At 67.4% G+C, this 25469-nt stretch carries 26 protein-coding genes; 11 read left to right on the top strand and 15 right to left on the bottom strand.

From position 1 onward, the window contains the following. Nucleotides 1–217: 217 nt before the first annotated feature. Nucleotides 218–733, bottom strand: coding sequence for a flavin reductase family protein (locus tag AC1DNG_RS01735; protein ID WP_476886489.1), 516 nt, complete (start codon nt 731–733; stop codon nt 218–220). A gap of 168 nt (nt 734–901) precedes the next feature. Between AC1DNG_RS01735 and AC1DNG_RS01730 the strand changes: the two genes are divergently transcribed. After that, entirely contained in the window at nt 902–1573 is a 672-nt protein-coding gene (locus AC1DNG_RS01730; protein WP_476849265.1) for a class I SAM-dependent DNA methyltransferase, read from the top strand. Here AC1DNG_RS01730 and AC1DNG_RS01725 read toward each other — a convergent pair. Both AC1DNG_RS01725 and AC1DNG_RS01720 read right to left on the bottom strand, forming a co-directional pair. Continuing rightward, nucleotides 1568–2614 (bottom strand): NAD-dependent epimerase/dehydratase family protein, encoded by a 1047-nt coding sequence (locus AC1DNG_RS01725; RefSeq protein ID WP_476870891.1) that lies wholly within the window; start codon nt 2612–2614, stop codon nt 1568–1570. The two genes, AC1DNG_RS01730 and AC1DNG_RS01725, sit on opposite strands and share 6 nt — an antisense overlap. Nucleotides 2615–2640: 26 nt before the next feature. After that, on the bottom strand, nt 2641–2835 hold the full coding sequence (locus AC1DNG_RS01720; protein WP_476886488.1) for a hypothetical protein: 195 nt from the start codon (nt 2833–2835) through the stop codon (nt 2641–2643). A 111-nt stretch (nt 2836–2946) separates the two neighbouring features. Between AC1DNG_RS01720 and AC1DNG_RS01715 the strand changes: the two genes are divergently transcribed. Both AC1DNG_RS01715 and AC1DNG_RS01710 read left to right on the top strand, forming a co-directional pair. Then, complete coding sequence (locus AC1DNG_RS01715; RefSeq protein WP_476857052.1) at nt 2947–3390, top strand: N-acetyltransferase family protein; 444 nt, start codon at nt 2947–2949, stop codon at nt 3388–3390. Nucleotides 3391–3436: 46 nt separating this feature from the next. Next, nucleotides 3437–3952, top strand: coding sequence for a GNAT family N-acetyltransferase (locus AC1DNG_RS01710; protein ID WP_476886487.1), 516 nt, complete (start codon nt 3437–3439; stop codon nt 3950–3952). Nucleotides 3953–4007: 55 nt separating this feature from the next. Here AC1DNG_RS01710 and AC1DNG_RS01705 read toward each other — a convergent pair whose 3' ends face one another. Further along, nucleotides 4008–4505, bottom strand: a complete 498-nt coding sequence (locus AC1DNG_RS01705; RefSeq protein WP_476886486.1) for an N-acetyltransferase family protein — start codon at nt 4503–4505, stop codon at nt 4008–4010. 88 nt (nt 4506–4593) lie between these two features. Continuing rightward, nucleotides 4594–5667 (bottom strand): DNA polymerase IV, encoded by a 1074-nt coding sequence (locus tag AC1DNG_RS01700; protein ID WP_476886485.1) that lies wholly within the window; start codon nt 5665–5667, stop codon nt 4594–4596. 213 nt (nt 5668–5880) lie between these two features. Between AC1DNG_RS01700 and AC1DNG_RS01695 the strand changes: the two genes are divergently transcribed. The 3 genes from AC1DNG_RS01695 (at nt 5881) to AC1DNG_RS01685 (ending at nt 8991) form a co-directional block, all read left to right on the top strand. Beyond that, nucleotides 5881–6285 carry an NUDIX domain-containing protein gene (locus tag AC1DNG_RS01695; RefSeq protein ID WP_476886484.1) on the top strand — a complete coding sequence of 135 codons (405 nt, stop codon included), beginning with the start codon at nt 5881–5883 and terminating at the stop codon, nt 6283–6285. A 306-nt stretch (nt 6286–6591) separates the two neighbouring features. Then, nucleotides 6592–7710, top strand: coding sequence for a PheS-related mystery ligase SrmL (gene srmL / locus AC1DNG_RS01690; RefSeq protein WP_476886483.1), 1119 nt, complete (start codon nt 6592–6594; stop codon nt 7708–7710). Between the two features lie 399 nt (nt 7711–8109). Next, a complete protein-coding gene (locus tag AC1DNG_RS01685; RefSeq protein WP_253906772.1) occupies nt 8110–8991 on the top strand; it encodes a GerMN domain-containing protein in 882 nt (293 codons plus the stop codon). Between the two features lie 50 nt (nt 8992–9041). Here AC1DNG_RS01685 and AC1DNG_RS01680 read toward each other — a convergent pair whose 3' ends face one another. The 3 genes from AC1DNG_RS01680 to hrcA all read right to left on the bottom strand — a co-directional run bounded on the left by AC1DNG_RS01680 (nt 9042) and on the right by hrcA (nt 12069). Then, nucleotides 9042–9830 (bottom strand): 16S rRNA (uracil(1498)-N(3))-methyltransferase, encoded by a 789-nt coding sequence (locus AC1DNG_RS01680; RefSeq protein WP_476849273.1) that lies wholly within the window; start codon nt 9828–9830, stop codon nt 9042–9044. 2 nt (nt 9831–9832) lie between these two features. After that, nucleotides 9833–10963, bottom strand: coding sequence for a molecular chaperone DnaJ (gene dnaJ, locus AC1DNG_RS01675; protein ID WP_028276700.1), 1131 nt, complete (start codon nt 10961–10963; stop codon nt 9833–9835). A 92-nt stretch (nt 10964–11055) separates the two neighbouring features. Beyond that, complete coding sequence (gene hrcA / locus AC1DNG_RS01670; RefSeq protein WP_476849274.1) at nt 11056–12069, bottom strand: heat-inducible transcriptional repressor HrcA; 1014 nt, start codon at nt 12067–12069, stop codon at nt 11056–11058. Between the two features lie 318 nt (nt 12070–12387). Here hrcA and AC1DNG_RS01665 point away from each other — a divergent pair, with 318 nt between their 5' ends. Further along, nucleotides 12388–13239, top strand: coding sequence for a DUF3097 domain-containing protein (locus tag AC1DNG_RS01665; RefSeq protein WP_476872438.1), 852 nt, complete (start codon nt 12388–12390; stop codon nt 13237–13239). A gap of 143 nt (nt 13240–13382) precedes the next feature. Further along, complete coding sequence (locus AC1DNG_RS01660; protein ID WP_026537291.1) at nt 13383–13802, top strand: DUF4870 domain-containing protein; 420 nt, start codon at nt 13383–13385, stop codon at nt 13800–13802. A gap of 125 nt (nt 13803–13927) precedes the next feature. Here the strand turns inward: AC1DNG_RS01660 and hemW are convergent, their stop codons facing one another. Beyond that, nucleotides 13928–15166: a radical SAM family heme chaperone HemW gene (hemW, locus tag AC1DNG_RS01655; protein WP_476886482.1), complete on the bottom strand. Its 1239-nt coding sequence runs from the start codon at nt 15164–15166 to the stop codon at nt 13928–13930. A 45-nt stretch (nt 15167–15211) separates the two neighbouring features. Further along, a complete protein-coding gene (gene lepA, locus AC1DNG_RS01650) occupies nt 15212–17065 on the bottom strand; it encodes a translation elongation factor 4 (RefSeq protein WP_026266375.1) in 1854 nt (617 codons plus the stop codon). Between the two features lie 359 nt (nt 17066–17424). Here lepA and AC1DNG_RS01645 point away from each other — a divergent pair, with 359 nt between their 5' ends. Both AC1DNG_RS01645 and rpsT read left to right on the top strand, forming a co-directional pair. After that, nucleotides 17425–18030: a type II toxin-antitoxin system PemK/MazF family toxin gene (locus AC1DNG_RS01645; RefSeq protein ID WP_028276696.1), complete on the top strand. Its 606-nt coding sequence runs from the start codon at nt 17425–17427 to the stop codon at nt 18028–18030. 203 nt (nt 18031–18233) lie between these two features. Further along, the gene (gene rpsT / locus AC1DNG_RS01640; protein WP_018773112.1) at nt 18234–18494 is read left to right on the top strand and encodes a 30S ribosomal protein S20; all 261 of its coding nucleotides are present in this window, start codon (nt 18234–18236) and stop codon (nt 18492–18494) included. A 306-nt stretch (nt 18495–18800) separates the two neighbouring features. On the opposite strand, the gene holA is transcribed toward rpsT, so the two are convergent. The 3 genes from holA to AC1DNG_RS01625 are packed head-to-tail and all read right to left on the bottom strand — an operon-like array spanning nt 18801 to nt 22472. Then, nucleotides 18801–19817, bottom strand: coding sequence for a DNA polymerase III subunit delta (gene holA / locus AC1DNG_RS01635; RefSeq protein ID WP_028276695.1), 1017 nt, complete (start codon nt 19815–19817; stop codon nt 18801–18803). Continuing rightward, a complete protein-coding gene (locus tag AC1DNG_RS01630; RefSeq protein WP_476886481.1) occupies nt 19751–21784 on the bottom strand; it encodes a ComEC/Rec2 family competence protein in 2034 nt (677 codons plus the stop codon). Before AC1DNG_RS01630 ends, holA begins: the two co-directional genes overlap by 67 nt. Before the next feature lie 16 nt (nt 21785–21800). Next, entirely contained in the window at nt 21801–22472 is a 672-nt protein-coding gene (locus AC1DNG_RS01625) for a ComEA family DNA-binding protein (RefSeq protein ID WP_476886480.1), read from the bottom strand. Between the two features lie 886 nt (nt 22473–23358). Here AC1DNG_RS01625 and AC1DNG_RS01620 point away from each other — a divergent pair. Continuing rightward, a complete protein-coding gene (locus AC1DNG_RS01620; RefSeq protein ID WP_476886479.1) occupies nt 23359–23982 on the top strand; it encodes a hypothetical protein in 624 nt (207 codons plus the stop codon). On the opposite strand, the gene AC1DNG_RS01615 is transcribed toward AC1DNG_RS01620, so the two are convergent. Together AC1DNG_RS01615 and AC1DNG_RS01610 are read right to left on the bottom strand one after the other, a co-directional pair. Then, the gene (locus AC1DNG_RS01615; protein WP_476849342.1) at nt 23973–24152 is read right to left on the bottom strand and encodes a hypothetical protein; all 180 of its coding nucleotides are present in this window, start codon (nt 24150–24152) and stop codon (nt 23973–23975) included. The genes AC1DNG_RS01620 and AC1DNG_RS01615 overlap by 10 nt on opposite strands. A 119-nt stretch (nt 24153–24271) precedes the next feature. After that, complete coding sequence (locus tag AC1DNG_RS01610) at nt 24272–25348, bottom strand: DegV family protein (RefSeq protein WP_476886478.1); 1077 nt, start codon at nt 25346–25348, stop codon at nt 24272–24274. Nucleotides 25349–25469 lie beyond the last annotated feature (121 nt).

Here is a 25469-nt window from a genome sequence, read left to right as displayed (position 1 = left end):
GCCAGGGTCTACGGGTGCTTCCATCTTACGCCAGCGCGGCGCGGCCGACGCCGGAGGGCAGCCGGCGCCGGCTGTTACGGGTAGGCGTTTCCGAAGACGACCCACCCCTCCAGCCAGTGGGCGCCTGTTGCCGGGCACGGCTGTTCCGCTTTGCCGGGTTCCCGCTCCGGCTTCGGCTCCCGCTCCGGCTTCGGTTCCGCCTTCGGTTCCGACACGGTCAGGCCGCGCTCTCCAGCGCGCCGGCGCGGGACCCGACGCCGGCGTAGCGTCCCTTGTAGAAGAGCAGGGGCTCAGCGTCGGGGCGGGCGCCCAGGGCGCGGACGGCGCCGACGACGATCGTGTGGTCGCCGCCGTCGTACTCCTGGTGGAGTTCGCAATCCACCCAGGCCAGGGCGTTATCCAGGACGGGGTTGCCCAGCGGCGAGGGCGAATGGCCGACGCCGGCGAACTTGTCCGTCCCCGAGTGCGCGAACTGCCCCGCCAGATGCTGGTGCTCTGCGGCCAGGATGTTCACGGTAAACCGTCCCGCCGCACGCAGCAGCGGCCAGGTGCTCGATGTCCGTGCGGGGCTGAAAGTGACCAGGGCCGGCTCCAGGGACAGGGAGGCGAAGGACTGGCATGTGAAACCGGCCGGCCCGTGCTGGGTTGCTGCGGTGATCACCGTCAGGCCGGTGGCGAAGTGTCCGAGAATGTAGCGGAGTGCCTTCGGGCTGGGGTCAGAATGTTCCGTCATGGCGGGTCCTTTCGAGCGCTGGTAGCCCCAATCAACCACCGTAGACGCGGGTTCCCAAGCCCGGCCGCAACGCACAGTCGCGCAACGACACAACGCGTCACGGACCCGTTGCATGACGTAAGAATTCGGCACCGGGAGTTCCCCGGCCATGGCCGTTAGGCTCGGTTGATGGCAAACCAGGAAAATTTGATGGACGTCAGATCCGCGTACGACACAGTGGCCGAGACCTATTCAGCGGTTATCCCGGATACCAGTTTCGAGGCCCCGCTGGATATGGCCATGATGGACCACTTCATCGCCCACATGCGCGGCACGGCGGACCGGACGGTGATCGACGTCGGATGCGGTGCCGGACGAATGAGCAGTTATCTCGGCCAGGCGGGGCTGAACGTCAGCGGAGTCGACCTGTCGCCCGAAATGGTCCGGATCGCGCAACAACTGCATCCCGGGCTGTCGTTCGAGCTGGGAGAGCTGACGGACCTGCCCCAAGCGGACGCAGCTGCGGACGGCGTCCTCGCCTGGTATTCGATCATCCACTCTCCCCCGACGGCGCTGCCGGCGATCGCGCGCGAGTTCTGGAGGGCGCTCCGCCCTGGCGGTTCGGCGCTCGTCGCCTTCCACGCCGGCAGCGGCCACCGCACGATTGACCGTGCCTACGGACACGACGTCCAGCTCCGGGCGGAACTGCACGCACCCGAAGAGGTGGCGCTCCGGTTCACCGAACAAGGCTTTGTGATGCGCGCCCAGTTGGTGCGTTCACCGAGGGCCAAGGAAAAACATCCACAGGCCGCCATCCTCGTCGACAAACCCTTCGTGTCTTCAACACTTAGTCCCTCATAGCGGACGTTGGCGTGTTCGCAGGGTCGAACCAGCGGTGAACTGCTCTTCACGGGAGTAGTCGAGATAGTGCTTGAGGGACGGATCGCCGGTTCCCGGCATGGCTCCGGCCGCTGCCGCCTTCACCAGCCAGTCCACCTGATGCGGGATGGTCTGAGCGTATGTCCCAACAGGTTCATAGGCGAGGTTAAGGGAGGCCTTGGTGCTCAGTACCAGCGGAGGCCGGAAATCCCACGGATGGTCACCGAGGCCCGTGGGTGCGCTGTCATCCAGAAGCACCTCTTCCCAGTGGTGGCCCAGGTAGCGGGCAATTGCTGCGGCGATCTGCCGGGCATTCGGCGCATCTGGATCGGCGCTGTTGAGGATTCGTGCCGCGGGCACGGCGGCAACCCGTTCCACGAGGGCCGCCGTGTTCACCGCTGCCGTCGTGTGGTCCGCGCCCTGCCCAGCATGGGCCAGGAACACGGCCCGGCGCCGGTCGAGCACCCGTTTGACGAACATCCATTCCCGGGGCAGGGCCGCGCCCTCACCATGTACCTTGGACGCCCGGATCACCGTCACGGGATGGCCGCTGCCCAGGAGGGTGTTCTCTGCAGCCACCTTGTTGGCGCCATAGCCTTCCCGGGATTGGTAGTCCCCGGTTCCCGGCCGCATGGTCGGATTGTTCTCGAGGATCGGCGCATCAAAGCGGGGCGCTACCTCGGAATTGACGTGGTTGCCGGCGGCGTCAACGTACACAGCCTTGCTCGAGAGCATGACGGCAGAGGTCACCGCGGCCAGGTGCGGCAGGAGTTGCCGGGCGTCGGCCTCGGTGTAGCACACCGCGTCCACGAGGAGATCGGCACCACCGGCCATCACCCCGGCCAGTGCGGCGTCGTCACGACGTTCGGCGGCGATAAATCGGGCACCGGCGGCAGCCAGGTCAGCCGGCATCTTGGTCCGGTCCCGGCCCGTCACGTCCACGGCCCAGCCGGCACGGATCAGCCGCCACGCAATCGCGCGGCCGAGAACGCCAGTGCCTCCAAGGATCACAGCCCGTTTCATTTGTCCGACTCTAACGGACGGGTGCATTAGGCGGAGGCGATGCCGGGACCAAGAAGCCTCGGGTATTTCCACTCCTTGGAGAGCGCGGGAACCGCGGCGGCCGTGCGGGGAAGCCGGACGACGAGCCGGTCACCGAGCGTGAGCATGACGTTGTCCGTCCCGCTGGATGACACCGGCTTCAGCGGGAGCCCGGCCCACCCCGGAAACTGATCCGCGATCATGAGGCCGACCTGGTTTGTGTCGATGTCAGGCTCAGCGTCGTGCAGCTTCTTCGAGGTCGCCCTGCGGACCTTCAGTGGGAGGCGGGCGCCCCGCCAAAGTAGGGTACTTCCATGTTCATCATTCGCGAAGGGCGCCCAGACGATGTGCCCGGCCTTGCGACGCTAAGGGCCACGTGGGCGGCGGAACAGGACCCCGCGCCCATGGACGATCCCACCTTCGACGCCGTCTTCATGGAGTGGATGAATGCCAGTCCCCGAAAGTTCTTTGTGGCCGACTACGGTGGCGAACTCGTCGGGATGCTCAACCTGATGATTTTCGAGCGGATGCCCAAACCCGGAACAGAATCGTCCCGGTGGGTCTATCTGGGCAACGCCTACGTGCTCCCGGAGTTTCGGAACGCAGGAATCGGCGGCCGGCTCGTGGAGGCATCGATCCAGTTCGCGCAAGGCATCAAGGCCGTACGGATGGTGCTTTCCCCCTCCGATGCATCACGCGGCTTTTACGCACGGCTTGGTTTCGAACCGGCCGCGGAATTGAACATTCTCAGGTTTTGACCCACGGCCCGCCAGGCCGCTGCGCCGGCTCCGGCATGATGGACACATGGAATTGCAGACTGATCGTCTCCTGCTGCGCGAGTACACCCTGGATGATTTCGCAGCGGTACATTCATTCGCTTCCGACTTGAGGATCGCCGAATACGTGGACTGGGGACCGAATACAACCGGCGAAACGCTGGAATTCCTTAAAATGTGCTCGGCGGCGCAACGCGGTTCGAACCGGACAAACTTCACTCTTGCTGTCACTTTTCCCAGGGGCGAACCCTTTGGTTCTGTCGGACTCGGCATTGATCGTGGCCGGGGCGAGCTGGGGTACGTGATTGATGCTGACCACTGGGGGCACGGATATGCCACTGAGGCCGCAGCCGCCCTCCTCAGGTTCGGCCAAGGAACTCTCAAACTGCAGGACATTACCGCAACCTGCAGACCTGAAAACACCGCTTCTGCGAGGGTGCTGGAAAAGATCGGATTGGTCCCGGTAGGAGTGCGGAGGGCGGACAAACTCATTCGTGGACAGTGGCAGGATTCGCTCGTCTTTTCGTCGGTCAGCACCACCTGATAACGCACGAAACGAAGGGTGACCTCAGCCGACGTTTAGCGTGGCCCCTGCCCGGCTAAATGTCGGAGCGGACCATCCGTATTTCAGGTAGTTCCTCCCACTCGGGTGAAAGCAACTTACGCGTCCCATCGGGCTGAAAACCGTTCTTGACGTAAAAGGCCTGAGCGCGCACGTTGGCCTCAAGGACCCACAGGTAGGCGGGTAAATCGCGGAGGGCGGCCTTCAACAGGGCGACACCGAGCCCAGTGCCATGGGTGCGCCTCAGAGTGTAAATGGAGTAAAGCTCAAGTTCGCCGGGCAGGTCATCGTCACGCCCCGTGCCTGCGTCGGCAAATCCAACTATTTCATTGCTCTCGTCCATGGCGATGATTCGCGGCTGGGCACTGTCCAGATACGGTCGGCGTTTTTCCACGCGCACCGGCATGCTGGCACGGCGCGCATCGAAGAACGCTGGGGACAAAAGGTGCCCGTAGCATTCCTCATGGGCCAGGGTGTGCATCCTAACCACGGCATCAGCGTCCTCGACCGCGGCCTGGCGGATCTGATATTCCATCGTCCCAGCCTAACTTCGACTTGAGGGCTTCCCAGGGTCATTTTGCAGCCGGCCGGCAGAACGCCGCACCGGTGAGGAAGCGACGCCGTCACCAGCCGCCGCGTGTCGGCGTATGTCCCTTTCGGGCATCGTCGGGCATTGCCATTTCGGCCCGCAGGCCCAGGAGCCGGATCGGACGGTCTGCTTCGATTCCGGCTGCGAGGTCCAACGCCTGCGCGAGGATTTCGTCCCGGTCGAATGTCTCGGGAAGCTTCCTCGCGTGGGTCTTGGTGACGAACGGCGCGTACCGGACCTTGAGGGTCAGCCCAACCACGGGCCGACCTTCGGCCACAACATCCTCCAGGACGCGCGCTGTCAGCTCCCTCACGGCGTCGTCGACCTGGGCGGGTTCAGTCAGGTCGCGCTGGAAGGTGGTCTCCCGGCTATGCCCGCGGGCAACCCACGGGGTGTCGTCCACGACGCTGGCGCCGTCCCCGCGTCCGAGCTCCGCGTACCAAGGTCCCATCCTGGGGCCGAACTCCGGGACCAGGTCCCGGGGGTCGGACGCGGCTAGCTCGGCCACTGTGTTGATGCCGAGTTTGGCCAGTCTGCCCGACACCTTGGTTCCGACGCCCCAGAGCTCCTTGGTGGGCCGACTGCCCATGACGTCGAGCCAGTTCGCGGCAGTGAGACGGAAGACGCCGGCCGGTTTGCCGAAACCGGTGGCGACCTTGGCTCGTACCAGGGTGTCGCCGATGCCCACGCTGCAGTGCAGCTGCGTTCGCTCCAGGACAGCGGCCTGCACCTGCCGGGCGTAGGCTTCCGGATTCTCTGTCTCGGTGCCTACAAAAGCTTCATCCCACCCCAGCACCTGCACGGTGGCGCCGGGCTGCGCGCGCAGGGTAGCCATGACCGTTTCGGACGCCGCAAGGTAAGCCTCCTGATCGACGGGCAGGATCACAGCATCGGGCACTTTCCGGGCCGCAATGCGTAGGGGCATTCCGGAACCCACGCCGAACGCCCTCGCTTCGTAGGATGCCGTCGACACCACGGCGCGTTCCGTGGGGTCGCCCCGACCGCCGACAATGATCGGCTTGCCAGCAAGCTCCGGCCGCCGGAGCACTTCGACCGCCGCGATGAACTGGTCGAGATCGACGTGCAGCACCCATGGGATTCCGCTCACGCCACCAGTGTGCCCTAAACATCCCTTGCAAGCATCGGCTCTCCACCAAGCCTGGCCGGACTCGCCGTCGTCGACGTGCCCTCCCGTGACGAAGCATTGGAGCGGGCCGCCAAGATCGCCGCCGCTTGCCGCTGTGCGCGGGAGGTCCGCGGGTTCGTGCCTGACCCCACGGGATAATTTGTGTGCTGGATGCCCCCGTGATCGACTGATGCGATGACCCACCGCATTGCCGTCGGCGTACTCTTCGGGCCACGATGCGTTCTGATGTGCCGCCGGGTCCCGACATCGAAATGGTACCCGGGTATGTGGGACTTCCCGGGCGGCCACATCGAGGACGGCGAATCAGCCGGCGAGGCGCTGGCCAGGGAGCTCCTCGAAGAAATCGCAGTCAACGTCGTCCCGCCTACGAACGCTCCCACGTTTAGGGTCCAGGACAACGAGGGCTCACCTGAGGGTTGGCGCTCTCGGGGTGGGTCCTGGAAATGTGGACCGGCGATCCTGCCAACTTGGCCAGGGATGAGCACTCCGAAATACGCTGGTTCAGCCCTAACGATGCCCTCGGACTGGACCTCGCGCACGCCCATTACACCGAAGTACTTCAACACCTTTGAAGTTTAAGAAACGGCGGCGCCTGAAGAGGACAGACTTACACGCATTCTGATAAAGGCCGGCCCGCGGATGGGTTCTGATAGGTGTCGGCCTTCGGAGCACCTTGGCATATGGAACCAGACCGTCCGGCTCGAGGAAACGCGTGCCGGGTGCGCATCGGGGGTATAGTCGGCGCATGCAACTTTCGCGTCGATTTATATGCCCCCGGCCGGTCCCCGGCCGCGAGGGCTCTGAGGCGCGCGCCTAGGTCCTGGCGCCGGGTTTGAGTCGGGGGAAGTCAACCCACCACTCGAAATCCGAAAACAAGGACCTGCAATGCCCTCATATCTCAGTCCCTCCGAGCTCCACGACGCTTTGACCATCCGCGATCTTTCAGATCCGGACGGCGGGCCCCATGCAATGCAGCCGCTGTTGCAGGGCATCCTCGACGCGCTCAGCCGCGAATGGAGAGTGCCACAACGAATCGTCCGCCACAGCCCGCTGGTGAGCGTGGCCGACAATTACGACCGCTTGGGGTTCAAGGAATCAGATGTGACGCGGGATCAAAGGTATTCCCGCTATCTCAGCCCGACGGCCATGCTCCGAAGCCACACGTCGGCTTCCATCCCGCAGCTGCTGCGTGCACTGCACGCGGACCAATCCATGGACGAGCTCTGGGCGGTCCCAGGTCTGGTCTACCGGCGCGATTGCATCGACCGCACCCATGTGGGAACTCCCCACCAGGTCGACCTATGGCGCGTCAGCTCACGGGGGCAACTCGACGCCGGCAACCTGCAGGAAATGGTCGGATCGCTGGTGCAGGCGGTGCTTCCAGGAGCACCCTGGCGTGCAGTTCCGGCAGATCACCCCTACACCGAAGAAGGCTTGCAGGTCGATGTCCTCGCGGACGGGGAATGGCTCGAACTCGCCGAGTGCGGGCTCATCGCGCCGCATCTGTTCTCCGGGGCCGGCCTGGATCCCACCAAGTGGTCGGGACTGGCTCTGGGCATGGGATTGGACCGCGCCCTCATGCTCCGCAAGGGCATCCCCGACATCAGGCTGCTTCGGTCCACAGACCAGAAGATGGACCAGCAGATGCTGGACCTGTCCCGGTGGAATCCAGTTTCCCAGATGCACTCCATCCGCCGGGACATCTCCATCGTCATTCCCGCTGACCTGGATACCGAAGTGCTTGGAGACCGGGTGCGAACAGCGTTGGGCGCAAAGGCCGACGATCTGGAAAGTGTCGAACTCCTGGCCCTGACGCCCTGCGCTGACCTCCCCGCAGCGGCGAGGAAACGACTCCGCCTCAGCGATGGGCAGGCCAATGCACTGATACGCCTGGTGCTGCGTCCCCTCGCCCGGACCATGACAGACCCGGAGGCGAATCGGATCCGGGACGACGTCTACCTGGCCCTGCACGAGGGGCCCGTCAAGGAACTCATCGCAGGATAGTGCCTGCCGTGCCAGTTCACCATCGGGCTGCTGGCACGGCAGGCATGGAGACGCGGCCGGACCATGTCAGTGCCAGGAACCACAAGCGGACGCCATTAGGTATCAACTTTGTATCGGCCTCATATCGTTCCCGTTGCAGTTCCGGCGCCAGGGCCCAAACCCGGCTGCCGCGCCGCGCCCGTGTGCCATGCTGGAATCCGGCTGTCCCGGGATCGCCGGGCCGGTCTCCGGCCGGTGAGGGATGGGGCGGCCGTCGACGGCCGACGACGGCTACAAACGGATCATCACCGCGGAACGCGGGGCGTACGACGAAGGGACAGCAGCATCAGGAAGCGTGGAGTTCAGCAGCCATCGGCGGGGCGCGTCCGCCGCGTCGCGCTGGCGTTGGCGCTGCCTGCCGTGCTCGTCCTGTCCGGCTGCGTGGCGACGCCGCAGAGCGGCATCACGAATTCCAGCAGCCCATCAGAGCTCATTCCCGCCCCGGCGTCGGGCGCCCCCACCACGAGCGCACCGCTGGAGACTGCCCAGACGTCGAACAAGGCTCCGGTGTATTGGATCGGCCGTGGCAATGACAACGCGTTTCTCTACCGCGAGTTCCGCGACGTTCCGGATCAGGACAATCCCGTCACCCGCGCCCTGCGGGTCATGATGTCGCAGAAGCCACTGGACCCGGATTTTTTCACGCCCTGGCAAAATCCGAAGAAGCTGGCGACGTCGATTTCCGGCAAGAACGTCATCACGGTGGATGTCTCCGCTGATGCCTTCAACAGCAACGTGGATGCGGCCATGGCCGAGCGCGCCATCCAGCAGCTCGTCTACACGGCGACAGCTGCCGCGGCCAGCGCCGGCCTCATCGATGCCGGACAGCAGGTCCAGGTGGTTGTGCTGGTGGACGGTCACACCGACTACGTCGCCTTCAACCATGTCCGCCTGGGCGAGCCGACCTCCCGCAGCGCCGGGATGGTGGCACCAGTGTGGATCATTGATCCGCAGGAGGGCACGTCCGTGGCCGACGGTTCGGTCAAGATCAGCGGCCGCAGCACCGTCCAGGGCGGGAAGCTCCGCTGGGCGATCCTCAAGGTCGACGGCGACGGCGACAACGCCAAGACCGCGTATCTCAACGGCAGCGCCACCGCCTCCGCCGATGCAGCCCGGCCCGGGCTGTTCACCTTGTCCGTGAACCTCGGCCCGGGCAATTACGAGGTCCGGGTGTCCCAGGTGGACGCATCCGACAGCGCCAAGGAAGTATTCCAGGACACCCGCGGGTTCACGGTCAAGTAGCCGTCACCTCAACAAGGCATCACGTCACCTGCGGCGGCGGCTGCCGCAGGTCACCAGCGGCCGAGGATGTCACTGGCCAGCACAGTGGCGGCGGGCCCGGCCGTGGACGAACGCAGCACATGGTGCCCCAAAAGGGCCGTAACTGCGCCGGCGTCGCAAAGCCGGGTCACCTCCCGCGGGCTGATGCCGCCTTCCGGACCCACGATCAGCAGGACCTCACGGGATCCGGCATCATCTGCCACAACATCGCCGGGCCCAACACTTTCCAGCCAGGCCTCGAGTACCTGCCGCAGCGGGCGCACGGCGTCTTCGTGCAGGATGACGGCGAGGTCTGCCGCCGTTACGGCCGCCTGCAACCCGGCGCCGTCGACGGCGGCCCGGACCTCGGGAATCCATGCCCGGCGCGCCTGTTTGGCGGCTGCCGTCACCACCGACTGCCACTTGGCATGCGCCTTCGCGGCCCGCTCAGCCTTCCACCGCACAATGGACCGCTCGGCCTGCCAGGGAATGACGGCGTCGATGCCCAACTCGGTCGCGGTCTCGGCCGCCAGTTCATCGCGGTCGCCCTTCGCCAGGGCCTGGACCAGGACCAGCCGTGTTCCTGGCCGTGGTTCCTCAGCCAGGTCCACGCATTCGACGCTCAGCTCCCCGGCAGCGACGGCTGTCACGGTGCCGGTCAGGCGCTTGCCTGCGCCGTCCGCGATGTCGACCGCTTCGCCGACGCCGATCCGTTTGACGGTGACGGCGTGGCGGGCCTCGGTTCCCTCGAGGACGAAGGCCGAGCCGGGGACCTGCTGGTCCAGGGTGCCTGGGGCGGTGAAGAAGACCGGGTTACTCACCGCTACAGGTTACCGAGCCGGTCCCGCAGTTTGGCGAAGACGCCGCCGCTGGCCGCAAGCTTTCCTTCCGTGAGGTGCTCGCCACGGTGCTTGGCCAGCTGGCGGAGAAGTTCCTCCTGGACGTGATCGAGCTTGACCGGTGTTTCCACCTGCAGGTGCACCTTCAGATCGCCGCGGCCGTGGCCGCGCAGGTGCGTGACGCCAAGACCGCGAAGGGTGATGATCTCGCCGGACTGGGTGCCGGCCTTGACGTCGATCTCCTGCTGTCCGTCGAAGGTGTCGAGGGATATTTCGGTGCCGAGGGCGGCCGCCGTCATGGGAATGTTGAGGCTCGCGTGCAGGTCATCGCCCTCGCGCACGTAAGTGGCGTCGTTGTTGACCCTGATCTCCACGTACAGGTCCCCGGCGGGGCCGCCGGCAGGGCCGGCCTCGCCCTGGCCGGACAGCTGGATGCGGGTGCCGGTGGCCACGCCGGCCGGGACCTTGACGGTCAGCGAGCGGCGGCTGCGGATCCGGCCCTGGCCGCTGCATTCGTTGCACGGGTCCTTGATGACGGTGCCGAAGCCCTCGCAAGACCCGCAGGGGGCGGACGTCATGACCTGGCCCAGGATGGACCGCACGGCGCGCTGGACCTGACCGCTGCCGCCACAGATGTCGCAGCGGACCGGGTGGGTGCCCTCCCGGCAGCAGGATCCCTCGCAGGTGGGGCAGATGACGGCCGTGTCGACCTCGAGCTTTTTGTTCACGCCGAACACCGCATCGCGGAGGTCGATCCGGACGCTGATCAGCGCGTCCTGGCCGCGGCGGACCCGGGACGCCGGGCCGCCCTGGCCGCCACCGGCGCCGAAGAAGGTCTCGAAGATGTCCTGGAAGGCGAAGCCCTGGCCCGAGTAGCTGCCGCCGCCGAACCCGTTGTCGGTGCCGTTCTCGTTGCCGGTGGTGTCATAGACCCGGCGCTTCTGCGGATCGGAGAGGACCTCGTAGGCGTGCGTGACGGCCTTGAACCTGTCCGAGGCGTCCTCCCCGGGGTTCACGTCCGGGTGCAGGGTCCGGGCCAGTTTCCGGTAGGCCTTCTTGATCTCCTCCCCCGATGCGTCGCGGGAGACTCCAAGAACGTCGTAGTGGCTGCTCAAAGTGTGTATCTCTTCCTTGTTGTACTGCCTGTGGGGTACTGCCTGTGGGGCACTGCCTGTGGGGCAAGAAGTCGTATTCGGTCCCGGACCCGTCAGGGCCCCAGGATCCTCGAAAGGTAGCGGGCCACCGCTCGGACGGCGGCCATGGTGGTGGGATAGTCCATCCGGGTGGGCCCAAGCACTCCGACCTTGGCCGTGGCGTCCGGCCCGTAGGCGGTGGCCACGACCGAGGCCTCGGCGAGACCGTCGTAGGGGTTTTCCCGGCCGATGCTGACGGTCACGCCGCGCGGGTCTTCGGCCATTTCGCTGAGCAGGCGGAGCATGACCACCTGTTCCTCGAGGGCCTCCAGCACGGGGCCGATGCTGAGCGGGAAGTCCACATTGGAGCGGGCCAGGTTGGCGGTGCCGGCCATGACCATGCGCTCTTCACGGCTGCTCGTGGCCAGGGCCTCAAGGCCGCGGGCCAGCGCCTGGGCTGCTCCGCGCCGCGCGGGCGGGCCACCGGCAACGACGGCGGGCAGCAGCTGCGGCATCAGGCTCAGCGGCGTACCGGAGAGGCTGGCCAGAAAGCTGCTCCGCAATTCCGACAGCGCGTCGTCGGGAATGTCCTGCCCGACGTCGATCACGCGCTGCTCCACCTTGCCGGTGTCAGCGATCAGAACAGCCAGCACTTTCCTGGGCGCCAGCAGCACGAACTCAATGTGCCGCACCCGGGCGCGGCTGAGCAGCGGATACTGCACGACGGCGACCTGGTTGGTCAGGTGCGAGAGGAGCCTCACGGTCCGGTCAAGGATGTCGTCAAGGTCCTCGGATCCTTCCAGCAGCGCCTGAATGGCCCGGCGCTCGGCCTGGGACAACGGCTTCACCGCTGAGATCTGGTCGACGAACAACCGGTAGCCCTTGTCAGTGGGGATCCGGCCTGCACTCGTGTGCGGTGCCGTGATCAGGCCCTCGTCTTCCAGCGCCGCCATGTCATTTCGGATCGTGGCGCTCGAGACGCCGAGATGGTGCCGTTCAACGAGCGCTTTGGAACCAACGGGCTCACGCGAATGGACGTAGTCCTCCACGATGGCGCGCAGCACTTCGAGTTTGCGCGGTTCGCTCACGCTCCACCTCCAATCGACTGTCCCGCAGCCGGTGCCACCCCCCGCGTCCGGTCCGGGTACACCAGTGGTGCACGGACGGCCCGCCACAGGACAAGGGTTAGCACTCGACATGCCTAAGTGCTAACCAGTCTAATATGAGTCGCCGCGTTGTTAGCATTGGATTCGCTCCAGGCGTGGCCCGCGGGAACGCGATTCCCGTCACGCCGGCGCCGAGACCGTGGCAGATGCTGCCGTTGCCGCGCCGTCGCGGTCCGGTTCCGGCCCCCGGAGAGTTCCACCGACCGCCGTACATTCCGAGTGCAAAGTAAGCGTGAAGAGATGTCGTACCAGAACTGGGGACCCCAGGACCTGTCCGCCCCCGCCAAGACCCAGCTGCCGGAAGTCCCGGTGGAACGCGGGATGGTCCTCGAGGAGGTCCAGTCCGGCTGGGTGGGCGCCGTAACCCGCGTGGAGAAGTCCGGCGGCATGCACGTGGTGGCGCTGGAGGACCGGCGGGGCAAGTCGCGGTCCTTCCGCCTCGGCTTCGGCTTCCTCTTGGACGGCCAGCCCATCCGCCTGATGCCGCCGGCCCCGAAGAAGACGGCACCGGCCGCCGGTGCCGGCCGCACGGCGTCGGGCTCGGTACGGGTGGCGGGGCAGCGCGCACAGGTGGCCAAGGCCAGCCGCATCTGGGTGGAAGGAAAGCACGACGCCGAGCTGGTGGAGAAGGTCTGGGGCGATGACCTCCGGGTGGAGGGCATCGTCGTCGAGCCCCTGCACGGCATTGACGACCTCGCGGCCGCCGTGGCGGACTTCGGCCCGGGCCCCGGCCGGCGCCTCGGCGTGCTCGTAGACCACTTGGTGGCAGACTCCAAGGAGTCGCGGATCGCCGACGCCGTCATGGCCTCACCGGGCGCCGCAGGCAACGTCCTGATTGTGGGGCACCCCTACGTGGACGTGTGGCAGGCCATCCGGCCCTCGGTCCTGGGGATCGAGCAGTGGCCCGTGATCCCCCGCGGCACGGACTGGAAGACCGGGATCCTCATGGCTTTCGGGTGGCCCCACTCCACGAAGGAGGACATCGGCCTCGGCTGGCAGAAACTCCTGGGGGCTGTCCGCAGCTACGCTGATCTGGAGGCGTCGCTGCTTGGCCGCGTGGAAGAGGTCATTGACTTCCTCACCGTGCCCTAGTCCGCCGCGGCGGCCGCCCCTGATCTCCATTTCCTTGCCCGAGCAAGTATTCTTGAAACGGCGGCCGCGCTTCCAGCGCGGTCCCGGCTATTTCAGGCACAACCCAGGCAGCAACGCATCACCGCAATCCGAAGGGCTACACCGTGGCAGATAACGCACGCGAACACACGGGCAATCAGGCTGGCCATGGCCAGCCCCCGTACCATGGCGTTCCGGCAAACGCGCTGCCGCTGACGGCCAGCGAGGACCGCCAGTGGGCCACGCTCGCGCACTTCGGCGGCATCCTGGGCTGCGTGCCGTCGCTGCTGATCTACCTCATCTTCAAGGACCGCGGCCCGTTCACGGCACAGGAATCCAAGGAAGCCCTCAATTTCACGCTGCCGCCGACCCTGGCCGCGGTGCTGGCCAATCTGCTGGTCTTCATCCCGGTGGTGGGCAACCTCTTCGCCGTGCTCGCCACGGTGATCTGGATCGCCGTGACGTGCTTCTCGGTGGCCGCCGGCATCCACGTCAACCGCGGCCAGCCGCACCGCTACGAGTTCAACCTGCGCTGGATCAAATAGCCGGCCCGGACCCAAGCAAGAGAGCCGGCCGCCGCCCGTCAGGGCAACGGCCGGCTCTCTTTTGTGCGGCAGGGTGTTGTGGCCGCTGATGCGGGCAGCCAAGTCGTGGAAGTTTTGCCGGCAGACTAGTCCGGCAGGATCCTGCGGACGACGGCGTCGGCCAGCAGCCGGCCCTTAAGAGTGAGAATGAGCCTGCCTTTGAAAGCCGCCGCGGGATCCACGAGGCCGTCCGCGATCAGCCCCGCCACAGCGTGCCTGCCGGTGTCCCCCAGGCCGCCGAGGCTTGGGATGTCGAGCCCGGAATTGAGCCGGGCCTCGAGCATGACCCGTTCCACGTTGCGGGTTTCAGAGTCCAGCGTTTCGCGTCCGGCGGCGGGTGAGGCGCCGGCGCCGAGGCGGTTGGCGTAGGCGGTGGGGTGCTTGACGTTCCACCAGCGGACGCCGCCCACGTGCGAGTGCGCCCCCGGCCCGATGCCCCACCAGTCGTCCCCGCGCCAGTAAGCGAGGTTGTGCCGGCAGGCCTGTTCGGGGGTGCGGGACCAGTTGCTGACCTCGTACCAGTTGAGCCCGGCGGCGGAAATCAGTTCGTCGGCGAGTTCGTATTTGGCGGCGTGGTCGTCGTCGTCGATTTCCGGCACTTCGCCACGGCGGATCTGCGCGGCAAGCTTTGTGCCGTCTTCAACGATCAGGGCATAGGCGCTGATGTGGTCGGGGGCGTAGGACAGTGCGGTCTCGAGCGAGTAGCGCCAGTCCTCCAACGACTCCCCCGGCGTCCCGTAAATGAGGTCGAGGCTGACCGAGAGCCCGGCATTACGCGCCCACTGCACCACCTCGGGCACCCGGCTGGGCGTGTGGGTGCGGTCCAGGACCTTCAGGACGTGCGGCACAGCCGACTGCATGCCGAACGAAACGCGGGTGAACCCGGCGTCGGCCAGCAGCTGCAGGGATGCGGGCGTGACGGAATCGGGGTTCGCCTCGGTGGTCACCTCGGCGCCGGGCCGCAGTCCCCAGGCGTCGATCGCGGCGCTGAGGATGCGCGCCAGATCCTCCGCCGGCAGCAGGGTGGGGGTGCCGCCGCCGAAGAAGACCGTGCTGAGGGGGCGGCCGGGCAGGCCGCTGCCCTTCAGGGCCGCGGCGGCGAACTCCACTTCCGCGATCGCGGTGGCGGCGTAGGCGTCCTGGGAGGCCCCGCCGCCCAGCTCGGTGGCGGTGTAGGTGTTGAAGTCGCAGTACCCGCAGCGGACCGCGCAGAACGGGATGTGCACGTACAGCCCGAATGCTCGCTGATCGGCGCCCTCGCCCGCCTGGACGGGCAGCAGCCCGTCCGCCGGCGCCGGGTCGCCGAGGGGAAGAACGCTAGGCACGGGCCCGGCCTGCCGATACTGCAGCAACAATCATTACCTGCACCGTTACTTCTTGGCCTTGTCCTTGGACTCGTCCGTTGTCAGCGCGGCGATGAAAGCCTCCTGCGGCACCTCGACGCGGCCCACCATCTTCATGCGCTTCTTGCCTTCCTTCTGCTTTTCCAGCAGCTTACGCTTTCGGGTGATGTCACCGCCGTAGCACTTGGCAAGGACGTCCTTGCGGATGGCGCGGATGCTTTCGCGGGCGATGATCCTGGACCCGATGGCGGCCTGGATGGGCACCTCGAACTGCTGGCGCGGGATGAGTTCGCGCAGCTTGCCGGTCATCATCACGCCGTAGGCGTAGGCCTTGTCGCGGTGGGTGATGGCGGAGAACGCATCAACCTGTTCGCCCTGGAGCATGATGTCCACCTTGACCAGGTCGGCCACCTGCTCGCCGTCGGCCTTCCAGTCCAGTGACCCGTAGCCGCGGGTCTTGGATTTGAGGATGTCGAAGAAATCGAAGACGATTTCGGCCAGCGGCAGGCGGTAGCGGATTTCCACCCGGTCCTCGGAGAGGTAGTCCATGCCGCCCATGACGCCGCGCCGGCTTTGGCAAAGCTCCATGATGGCGCCGACAAACTCGTTCGGCGCAAGGATGGTGGCGGACACCATCGGCTCACGGACCTCAGCGATCTTGCCGGTGGGGTATTCGCTGGGGTTGGTGACGTGGACGACCTTCTTGTCCTCCAGCGTGACCTCGTATTCCACGTTGGGCGCGGTGGAAATGAGGTCCAGGTTGTATTCGCGTTCGAGCCGCTCGCGGGTGATTTCCAGGTGCAGCAGGCCCAGGAATCCCACGCGGAAGCCGAAGCCCAGCGCGGCGGACGTTTCGGGCTCGTACACCAGTGCGGCGTCGTTGAGCATCAGCTTCTCCAGCGCATCGCGGAGCACGGGATAGTCCGTGCCATCGAGCGGATACAGACCGGAGAAGACCATCGGCTTGGCGTCCGCGTAGCCGGGGAGGGACTCGGTGGCGGGCTTGGCCAGGTTGGTGACGGTGTCGCCCACCTTGGACAGGCGGACGTCCTTCACACCGGTGATGAGGTAGCCGACCTCGCCGACGCCAAGGCCCTTGGAGGGGGTGGGTTCCGGGGAGCTCACACCAATCTCAAGGAGCTCGTGCGTGGCACGGGTGGACATCATCTGGATGCGTTCACGCGGGTGCAGCATGCCGTCGACGACGCGGACGTAGGTGACCACACCGCGGTAGGTGTCGTAGACCGAGTCGAAGATCATGGCCCGGGCGGGGGCGTTCGGGTCGCCCACCGGTGCCGGCAGGTCGCGGACGATCTTGTCCAGCAGGACCTCGACGCCCATACCGGTCTTGCCGGAGACGCGGAGCACGTCGTCGGGGTCGCCGCCGATTAGGTTGGCGAGTTCCGCCGCGTATTTCTCGGGCTGGGCTGCAGGGAGGTCGATCTTGTTCAGGACCGGGATGATGGTGAGGTTGTTTTCCATCGCCAGGTAGAGGTTGGCGAGAGTCTGGGCCTCGATGCCCTGGGCCGCGTCCACCAGCAGGATCGCGCCTTCGCAGGCCGCGAGCGAGCGGGAGACCTCGTACGTAAAGTCGACGTGCCCGGGGGTGTCGATCATATTCAGCGCGTAGCTGGTGCCGTCGAGTTCCCAGGGCATGCGGACGGCCTGGGATTTGATGGTGATGCCGCGTTCGCGCTCAATGTCCATGCGGTCCAGGTACTGGGCCTTCATGTCACGGGACTGGACAACACCGGTGAACTGGAGCATCCGGTCGGCCAGTGTGGATTTGCCGTGGTCAATGTGCGCAATGATGCAGAAGTTCCGGATGATGGCCGGATCTGTTGCGGCGGGCACCGGGGCGGTGCGGGCCATGGGAGACACGCAGGGTCCTTACTGTTGGCATTACGGTTGGCTTTTCCACGGCTCGGTGCGGATGCTCGTATGCCATCCTGCGACGTGGCGCATTTCTGTCCCTATAGTCTCCCACGTCCGGGCCAGTGGCAGTGCATCCCTGCGTTGCGTTGCGGACTCTCCTGGGTCCGGTGGACTCTCGGCGGGATTCCGCCCGCGGATCTGGCCTCGGTTCGGCTGGGGTTGGCCCGCGGATCTGGCTGTGTGCTGCGCCGCGACTGGGTCCGCCCCTGCCTGGCCGCCAGCCGACTGCGGCCACCCTCTGCCCCACCTCTCCCCCGCTCATTCCCTGCCCCTTTCTCTGCAGGGGTTGCCGGTATGGTTTCCCCATGGCTTGGAACTTACGATCGATCAGCGGCGCGGTCCGCGATGCCCTGCGCTTCCTGGATAAACTTGGCGGCTCCGCACCGGGAACCACCCGCGGGCCGGCGGCAAAACCCGCCCGAAAGCCTGCGGCGAAGCGGCGGCCGGGCCAGGCGCGTCCCGGCACCCCGGCCCGCTCCACAGGCGGCGCCCCGGCCGCCGGACTGACCGGAACATATCCCGGCGACTTCCGGGGGCGGGCCGCCGTCCGCTACGCCCCCGCACCCAACGGCCTGCCCGAGCCCGGCGAAATCGTCTGGACCTGGGTGCCCTACGAAGAGGACTACTCCCAGGGCAAGGACCGCCCGGTGCTGCTGGTGGGCACCAGCGGCCGGTATTTGTTGGGCCTGATGCTGACGAGCAAGGACCACGACGGCGACTCCCGCCGGTCGGATGACTACGTGGACATCGGCACGGGACCCTGGGACCGCCAGTGGCGGCCCAGCGAAGCGAAGCTGGACCGGGTTCTGCAGATCAACGCGAAGGACATCCGGCGCGAAGGAGCGATCCTGGACGCAGGCCGCTTCAACCACATCGCGGCCGCGCTGCGGCAGCGGCACGGCTGGAGCTGACCCGGCGGACACCGTGCGCGGCGGCGGATCGCCACCCGCACTCGTGCCTGTACGTTGATCTCTGCTATTATTTACAGCTGTGTGTCCGTGCAGGTCGACGGCCACAGATGGTTGGTCGCCATAGGTATCCCCACGCCGCTCAGTCAATGGCCAATCTGAAAGCCCTCTAGACCATTTTCCGCATTGAAAAAGAGAGTTCACACGTGGCTAATATCAAGTCCCAGAAGAAGCGCATCCTGACCAACGAAAAGGCTCGCCTGCGCAACAACGCAGTCAAGTCTGAGCTGAAGACGGCCATCCGCGCCGTCAACACCGCCGTTGAGTCCACCGACAAGGATGCTGCGGCTGTTGCACTGCTTTCTGCCAGCCGCAAGCTGGACAAGGCCGTCAGCAAGGGTGTTCTCCACAAGAACAACGCTGCAAACCGCAAGTCGGCCATCTCCAAGAAGGTCAACGCGCTCTAAGGTTTCCAGTTCACTTGAACTGATGATTGTGGCCGGCACCCCCTGGGGTGCCGGCCACATCCAGTTAAACCGGTTCCGCAAGGGGCCGACTCCGCACCCGTTCTCGTACTACTCCGGTACCCCGCCGGCTGCCCGCTGCCGGGTCCGCGCCAGCAGGGCCGACACGCCGCACCTGGTCCGGCCGGACTCGCAGGGCCAACACGCCGGGCCCCGGTCCGGCCGGACCCGCAGGGCCGACACGCCGGGCCCCGGTCCGGCCGGACTCGCAGGGCCGACACGCCGGGCCCCTGGGTTCGAACGCGGGTGTCAGGAACTCCTGGCCGAGGTGGCAATCACCGTTACCGCATGTTCCACGGCATAGACAGGATCCCGGGAGAGGCCCTTGACCTGGGCGTCGGCCTCGGCGGTGACCTGGATCGAGCGGACCAGCCCCTCGGGCGTCCAGCGCCGGACTTCCCGCTGGGCCTGTTCGACGAGCCAGGGCTGCATACCCAGTTGCTTGGCGATCTGCGAGGACGACCCCTGCGCGCCGGCCACCTTGGCCAGGGAACGCAACTTCGACGCCAGGGCAGCCACGATCGGCACCGGGTCCGCGCCGGTGGCCAGGGCGTGGCGAAGTGTGGAGAGGGCCAGCGGGCCGTTGCCGGCCATCGCGGCGTCGGCGACCTTGAAACCCGTTGCCTCGACCCGGCCGCCGTAGTACTTGTCCACCATGGCCGCGTCCACGCCGGTGGTGGCGTCAGCGATCAGCTGGCTGCAGGCGGCGGCGAGTTCCGCGAGCTGCGCGCCAACCGCATTGACCAGGGCGTGCACGGCGTCGGGGTCGATACGCCGGGAGGCCGCCCGGAACTCGGCCGTGACGAAGGCGATCTTCTCGGCGTCTTTCTTGAGCGGCTGGCAGTCGACAACGGGCCAGCCCGCGGCCTTGATGGCGTCCAGCAGCTTCTTGCCGCGGACTCCCCCGCCGTGGCGGAGCACCAGGAAGGCCTCCGGTTCGGGCTGGACCACATACTTCAGGGCATCGGCGAGGAAGGCATCGTTCATCGCCTCGAGCCCGTCGACCTCGATGAGCTTTTGTTCGCCGAACAGTGAAGGGCTGACGTTCATGGCCAGGGACCCGGCCGTGTAGCTGCCGGCATTGAGCCGCGTAATTTCGACGTCGGGCGCCACCGCGCGGACCTGCGCGCGGATACGGTCCATGGCCCGGGCACCTATGTAGTCTTCCGGACCGCCCACCAGGACGACGGCAGCAGGTGTCACATCGCGCCAGGTGGCGGTGTTCGACGCCGAGGTCCTGGGCCGTTGGGTCTGGGCAGCAGCCACTCTCGATTCCTCCCGGAAGTTGGTTTGCGGACTCTAAGCGTCCCACGCCCGGACCGGTGCTCCAAGCCGCGGCTGACGGCCCGCCGGACGGCTGACCGTGCCGCCGCATGCGAGCGTCCGTCGAGGACGGCGACCACCCGTGCGTGTGCCGCGAGGACGCCACGGGCGGCCGCGGCAGGGTGCAGGGCGAGCCACGCCGCCGCCAGCACAGCCGCGGAAAAGATTCCCATGGTGGCTGCACCAAAGACTCCTTCCGGCCACGGCAGGGCGGCGCCCGGGAGTGCCGCGAAGAACCGGGCGACCCCCGCCACCGCACCTGCGAAGGCAGCAGCGGCGGCCATGAGGAGGCCCGCTGCGGCCGGGAGAGCGGGCAGGAGCACCACGGCGGCCGTGCCGAGGAGTGTAACTGGCGCCACGAGCGCTGCGGCGGCCACATTCGCGGGCAGGGTGTAGGCGCCGAACTGCGGCTGCAACAACACGATCGCCGGGGCGCAGAAGAGCTGGGCAGACAGGGGTACGGCGACGCCGGCTGCCGCCCAGCGCGGAACCGAAGGCGGCAGCCAGTCCATGATGCGGCGTCCGGCGACCACGATTCCCAGCGTGGCCAGGACCGAGAGCAGGAATCCGAAGCTGGCAGCCAGGACCGGCTGCGCCAGCAGCAGGCCGATGACGGCAACACAGAGCAGGCTGAGTCCGCGCCCCGCCCGGCCAAGAGCTACGGACGCGAGGCCGATGCTGCCCATGAGTGCGGCCCGCAGCACACTCGGATCCGGTCCCACCATGAGGACGAACAGCGCCAGCCCCGCGAGGCTGGCCGCGGCGGCGGCCGCGCGCGGAAGGCGGAGCGTGCGGGCGGCGAGCAGCAGCGTCCCGAGGATCAGGCTGCAGTTGGCCCCGCTGACGGCGGTCAGGTGCGTCATCCCGACGGTCTTCATGGCGGCTTCCAACTCGGGGTCCAGGGCGCTGGTGTCGCCGGTGACCATGCCGGGCAGCAGCCCGCCGGCGTCGCCCCCGAACCTTGCCGCCGCGGCGGTGAAGGCGCGGCGAAGCTCCCCGGGACCCTGCTGCCAGGGCCCGGGTCCCCGCAGCAGGGTTGGCGCCGACGTCGCTGCCAGGAGTCCGGCCTCCGGCTCCCCTGGCGCGGCGGGACGGAGTTTGCCTGGGGCGCGCAGGTGCTGGCCCGGAACGGCGTCTCCCCAGGTGGCCCCGCCCATGACGACGATCCGTGCGTCCCCGGCGACCCTGTGGCCGCCGAAGGTCATCGCCGTCAGGATCACGGGAACTGCCCAGCGGTCCGGCAGGCCACCGGCACCGGGAATCCTGAGCGGCCGTGGGGCGCCTGCAATTTCCAGTTCCGCGACGACGGCCGCGCGGGCGGCCACAGCTTCTGCGATGGCGCCGTCGTGCCGCCGGGAGGCCTCGACGGCGGCGTGTGAGCCTGCCGCGGAGGACAACAGCAGCGCCGCTGCCACTGTGGCGCGAGTGCTGCGCGGAACCGCCTGCCCGGCGCTGCGGCCGCGCCCGTGGCCACCCCGCCCAATCCTGGCGCCCCGCTCCCTCGCCGGGCGGAGCCCAGAACGGCCGAGGATGACGCGACCGGCCAGGAAGAGCATGCCTCCGGCCGCCGCCAGCGCCGTGCAGAGACCGGCCAGCCCTGCAGGGGACAGCCAGTTTCCGGCAACGGCGGTCCCCCAGACAAGAAGTGCCGGGAGCACCAGACGAAGGTCCGTCCGTCGTGTCCGTTCGATCGGGCGCCGACGCGCGGCGGTGTCTCGCGCGGGTTTACCGGATCCGCGGATCCGGCCGGAGGCCACCGGATCCTCGTGCTCCGCACGCGCCGGGGAATCGACGGCCGCATCGACGTAGCGCTGCCAGCGACTCTGCGGGACCGCCACAGAACCCAGCGGGCCGGTCCGGTCCACGCCACGCCGTGCAGTGCCAGGCTGTGCAGTGTCAGGCTTTTCCATCTCAGGATTTGCCACGTCAGATACCCACCAACGGGAGCAGGGCCTCGAGCAACTTCGGACCGATCCCGTCGACGGCGTCGAGCTCCTGCACTGTCTTGAACCGCCCGTGCTGCTGGCGCCAATCCACGATCCGCTGCGCCAGCACCGGCCCGACGCGCGGGAGGGTCCCGAGTTCCTCAAGGCCGGCGGTGTTGAGGTTGACCTTCCCGCCCCCGCCGACTGGCCCCGTGCCGCCCGGACCGGAACCGGGCGCAGGTGAGCCGTCCGTGGGCGTATCGGCCTCATCGGGTTCGCCGCGGATGGGCACCAGGACCTTCTGCCCATCCTCAAGCACGGCGGCCAGGTTGAGTCGGTCCGGATCCCCGAGAACCGTGGGCCCGCCCGCCGCTGCAATCGCCTCATGCAGCCGGCTTCCCGCCGGCAGTTGAACCACCCCCGGGCTGGCCACGGCACCGGCAACGTGGACCTCGATCCTTTCGGGCGCCGCGGTGGCCTCATCTCCCGGCGGCGCGGTTGACCCGTCATCCGCCGGATCGGGTGCTTCCTCGGCGGCGGGGGCGGAGTCGCTGAGAGCCACCACCTGCGCGCCGCCGGTTCCGGCCTGCCACCAGAAGCAGCCGCCCAGCACCACGGCAAGGACGCCCAGCAGGGCAGCGGCCTTAACCCCTGTCCTGGCCCGAAATCGCATAGCCAGCGTCGGCCTTCTTCCCCGGCGGTACCCGCGGGTTTCATCAGCATGGTGTGAAGGGTCGCCACCGACGCATCGTCCAGCAGCGAGGACGCCATCAGCCCGGACCGGGACAGGGCTGCCGGGCGCCGGAACTTGCAACTCCAGCAGCCCCGCTGAGTCGCCCGGTTCCCGGCCCGGAGCCGGGGATTCGCCCGGCTCCGCAGTATCTTCCGCACCCCGGGCAGCCCAGCGCGTCGCTGCCAGGCGATCACGGGCAACCCTGACGCCTGTGGCGGATTCAGTTCCCGGGTTGCGGCGTGGCATGGAACGACTCTAGGCAGCCCTCACCCCCGCTGATACCGGGGACCGGGCGTATGTGGATATACCTGAGTAATACGCGTAGATCCGCGGCATCAGGCAAGTATTCCCTACGCTGGTGCCCGCCCGGACCCGGTGGTAACGTCTGCATCCAATCGAGAAGACTTTGCCGGCTGGGGGCAACCCTGATCGCCTGGAGGTAAATTTCAGGCGTCGAAAGCTGGTGTGCAATGAAGTGGTTGTTTGGGCCCGCGGCGGTGCTGGCGCTTGGCGGCACCATGCTGCCAGCCCCGCCGGTCGTGGCAGACACAACGCAAGCCACCTCAACCCAGGTGGTCAATTTTTCTCTGGAAAGCAGTTTCTGCCCCCAGTACGGTCTGTACGGCATAGCGCATGTTTCGGTCGACGGCACGGCCGGAATGACTGCCGACCAGAATTTCATCTGGACCACCCAAACAGCCGCCACCTCGATCCATGCAGTTCCGCCGCAGGGCGCCGTCGCCAATGTCACGATTGTCTACCACTGCAACGTACAGGTGCTCTGGTGGCTGGAGCCCGGAAGTGCCCGCCGGGTGCAGGCCGCCCTGTGGGTCAACGGCTCAGGCCAGCAGCCCAGCTACACTATCGGGCCGAATCAGCCAGACCCCGGGCCAACCCCGCCGCCAACGACTCCGCCTCCCACAGCCCCGCCGGCCTCCCTAACGCCAACGACTCCACCAACGTCAGTGTCGGTACCCGCGCCCACGACGCCAACCGTCATACCTACCACCGAGCCAACGTCCGCGCCAGTCACCGTGCCGACGGTCCCGGAAACGCCCGCCGCACCAACGTCCGAGCCGGCCGCGCCACCGACGGTCCCGGAAACGCCCGCCGCGCCAACGTCCGAGCCGGCCGCCCCACCGACGGTCCCGGAAACGCCCGCCCCGCCAACGTCCGAGCCGGCCGCCCCACCGACGGTCCCGGAAACGCCCGCCCCGCCAACGTCCGAGCCGGCCGCCCCACCGACGGTCCCGGAAACGCCCGCCCCGCCAACGTCCGAGCCGGCCGCCCCACCAACCACCGCCCCACCAACCACCGTGTCAGGGACAACGCCAGAGACAGCGCCAACGGAACCAGCCACACTCGCGCGTACAGCATCGCCCACGCCCGGACGGACATCGCCCGTGCCTACCCCCTGAAACGCAGCTACAGTCGGGGGGTTCACTTCTGATAGGTGATGTATGCCTCGTACTGCACCCGCCATTTATCCGCCGCCTTGGGATCCGGGACCGTGGTGGTGAGGAATTGAACGCTGGTCACTTGGCCTTTGAGGTATTTCAGCCACTTGGTCACCTCTTCGGCAACGTCGCGATCGAACTGGACTACGTGGTGCACCTGCATTGCCATGGCGGCCTCCGGATTCGCTGGTTCGCTGGGTTCGGTGGAGTGACTTTACCGCCGCCGCCCGTTCACGGCCAGAGTCCGGCGTCCGCGCAGATGGAGCACATGGACCCGCCGCGCTAGTCGCCGGTTTCCGTCGCTTCGGCCGCCGCCCTGCCAGGGTGCGCTTCCCCGCTGTCCGGGCTGGCGATGTCCCCGGCGAAGGCATCGGGCTTCGCTGCCGCAGGGGTGCTGCCCTCCCCCACGATCACGGCGAGCACACCGAGCCCGGCGTGTGCCGCCAGGACTGCCGGGAGAGCGCTGATCTGGGCCGGCGGACATGCCGGTAATGCCACGGCCAGGCGCCGGGCAAGGTCTTCGGCCTCGGCCTGGTTGCCAAAGTGGTGCACAGCCAGCCGCGCCTGCCCGGCAGGGCGGCCGGAGGCGTCCGCGGCCACGATTTCTTCCAGGCGTGCGATGGCCTTCGCCGCTGACCGGACCTTTTCCAGCGGGATGATCCGGCCGTCTTCCACCGCCAGGATGGGTTTGATGGAGAACATGGTCCCCCAGAGCGAGGCCGCCGCCCCGATCCGGCCGCCCCGGCGCAACTGTTCCAGGGTCGGGACATAGAAGTACACTTTGGTACGGTCCAGCCGGTCCTGTGCGAAGGCCAAGACGTCGGCCGCGCTCCTGCCGTCGGCGGCCGCGACCACCGCGCCCTGCACGCCCATCCCCTGGGCCATTCCGACCGTCCGGGAGTCGAGGACCTCTACCGGCATGCCGACCCGTTGGGCTGCCAGGCGGGCGGCGTCGGCTGTCCCGGACAGCCCCGCGGAGATGTGAATGGAGACCACGGACTGGAAGCCACGCTCGCTGGCCTCCCGGTAGGCGTGTTCAAACTGCCCCGGTGACGGACGCGAGGTCTTGACGGGCTTGCCGCTGGCCAGGGCCACGGCGATGGTCTCCGCAATGTCGTCCTCACCCTCGCCGTAGATTTCGGCGCCGACCATCACGGGCATCGGGACCACGGTGAGCCGGCCGTCAGCAGCGAAAGCCCGGACCCAGTCCGCGGGCAGCGCGGCGGCAGAGTCCGTGACCACCGCAACCTGCACGACGGCGGCGGGAGCCGCTTCGGGGATGCTGTCCCGGGAACCCTGCCGCAGGCGAACAAGCCGCTCGCGCAGCCATGGCCAGCCTGACGGCTCGCGGTGTGGCACGAAGGACCTCCTGCTTTGGGGACGCGTGGACTTACTTCTCCGGCGGGGGCACTTGTGCCCGTCCCATTGTCTGCGCTGGTTGTCTGCACTGGCCGCCGGGATCAGCCGGCGGCCAGTGTCA

The organism is Arthrobacter sp. 01T425 (assembly GCF_056398725.1).
This window is presented reverse-complemented; position numbering and strand designations above follow the sequence as displayed.

Bases quoted from the DNA above. Each gene is read 5' to 3' on its own strand.
- AC1DNG_RS01735 (WP_476886489.1), bottom strand. From the start codon at position 733: ATGACGGAACATTCTGACCCCAGCCCGAAGGCACTCCGCTACATTCTC.
- AC1DNG_RS01625 (WP_476886480.1), bottom strand. From the start codon at position 22,472: ATGCGATTTCGGGCCAGGACAGGGGTTAAGGCCGCTGCCCTGCTGGGC.
- srmL (WP_476886483.1), top strand. From the start codon at position 6,592: ATGCCCTCATATCTCAGTCCCTCCGAGCTCCACGACGCTTTGACCATC.
- AC1DNG_RS01720 (WP_476886488.1), bottom strand. From the start codon at position 2,835: ATGATCGCGGATCAGTTTCCGGGGTGGGCCGGGCTCCCGCTGAAGCCG.
- AC1DNG_RS01695 (WP_476886484.1), top strand. From the start codon at position 5,881: ATGACCCACCGCATTGCCGTCGGCGTACTCTTCGGGCCACGATGCGTT.
- AC1DNG_RS01730 (WP_476849265.1), top strand. From the start codon at position 902: ATGGCAAACCAGGAAAATTTGATGGACGTCAGATCCGCGTACGACACA.
- AC1DNG_RS01725 (WP_476870891.1), bottom strand. From the start codon at position 2,614: ATGAAACGGGCTGTGATCCTTGGAGGCACTGGCGTTCTCGGCCGCGCG.
- AC1DNG_RS01645 (WP_028276696.1), top strand. From the start codon at position 17,425: ATGGCTTGGAACTTACGATCGATCAGCGGCGCGGTCCGCGATGCCCTG.
- AC1DNG_RS01705 (WP_476886486.1), bottom strand. From the start codon at position 4,505: ATGGAATATCAGATCCGCCAGGCCGCGGTCGAGGACGCTGATGCCGTG.
- AC1DNG_RS01710 (WP_476886487.1), top strand. From the start codon at position 3,437: ATGGAATTGCAGACTGATCGTCTCCTGCTGCGCGAGTACACCCTGGAT.
- AC1DNG_RS01630 (WP_476886481.1), bottom strand. From the start codon at position 21,784: ATGGAAAAGCCTGACACTGCACAGCCTGGCACTGCACGGCGTGGCGTG.
- AC1DNG_RS01715 (WP_476857052.1), top strand. From the start codon at position 2,947: ATGTTCATCATTCGCGAAGGGCGCCCAGACGATGTGCCCGGCCTTGCG.
- AC1DNG_RS01665 (WP_476872438.1), top strand. From the start codon at position 12,388: ATGTCGTACCAGAACTGGGGACCCCAGGACCTGTCCGCCCCCGCCAAG.
- AC1DNG_RS01615 (WP_476849342.1), bottom strand. From the start codon at position 24,152: ATGCAGGTGCACCACGTAGTCCAGTTCGATCGCGACGTTGCCGAAGAG.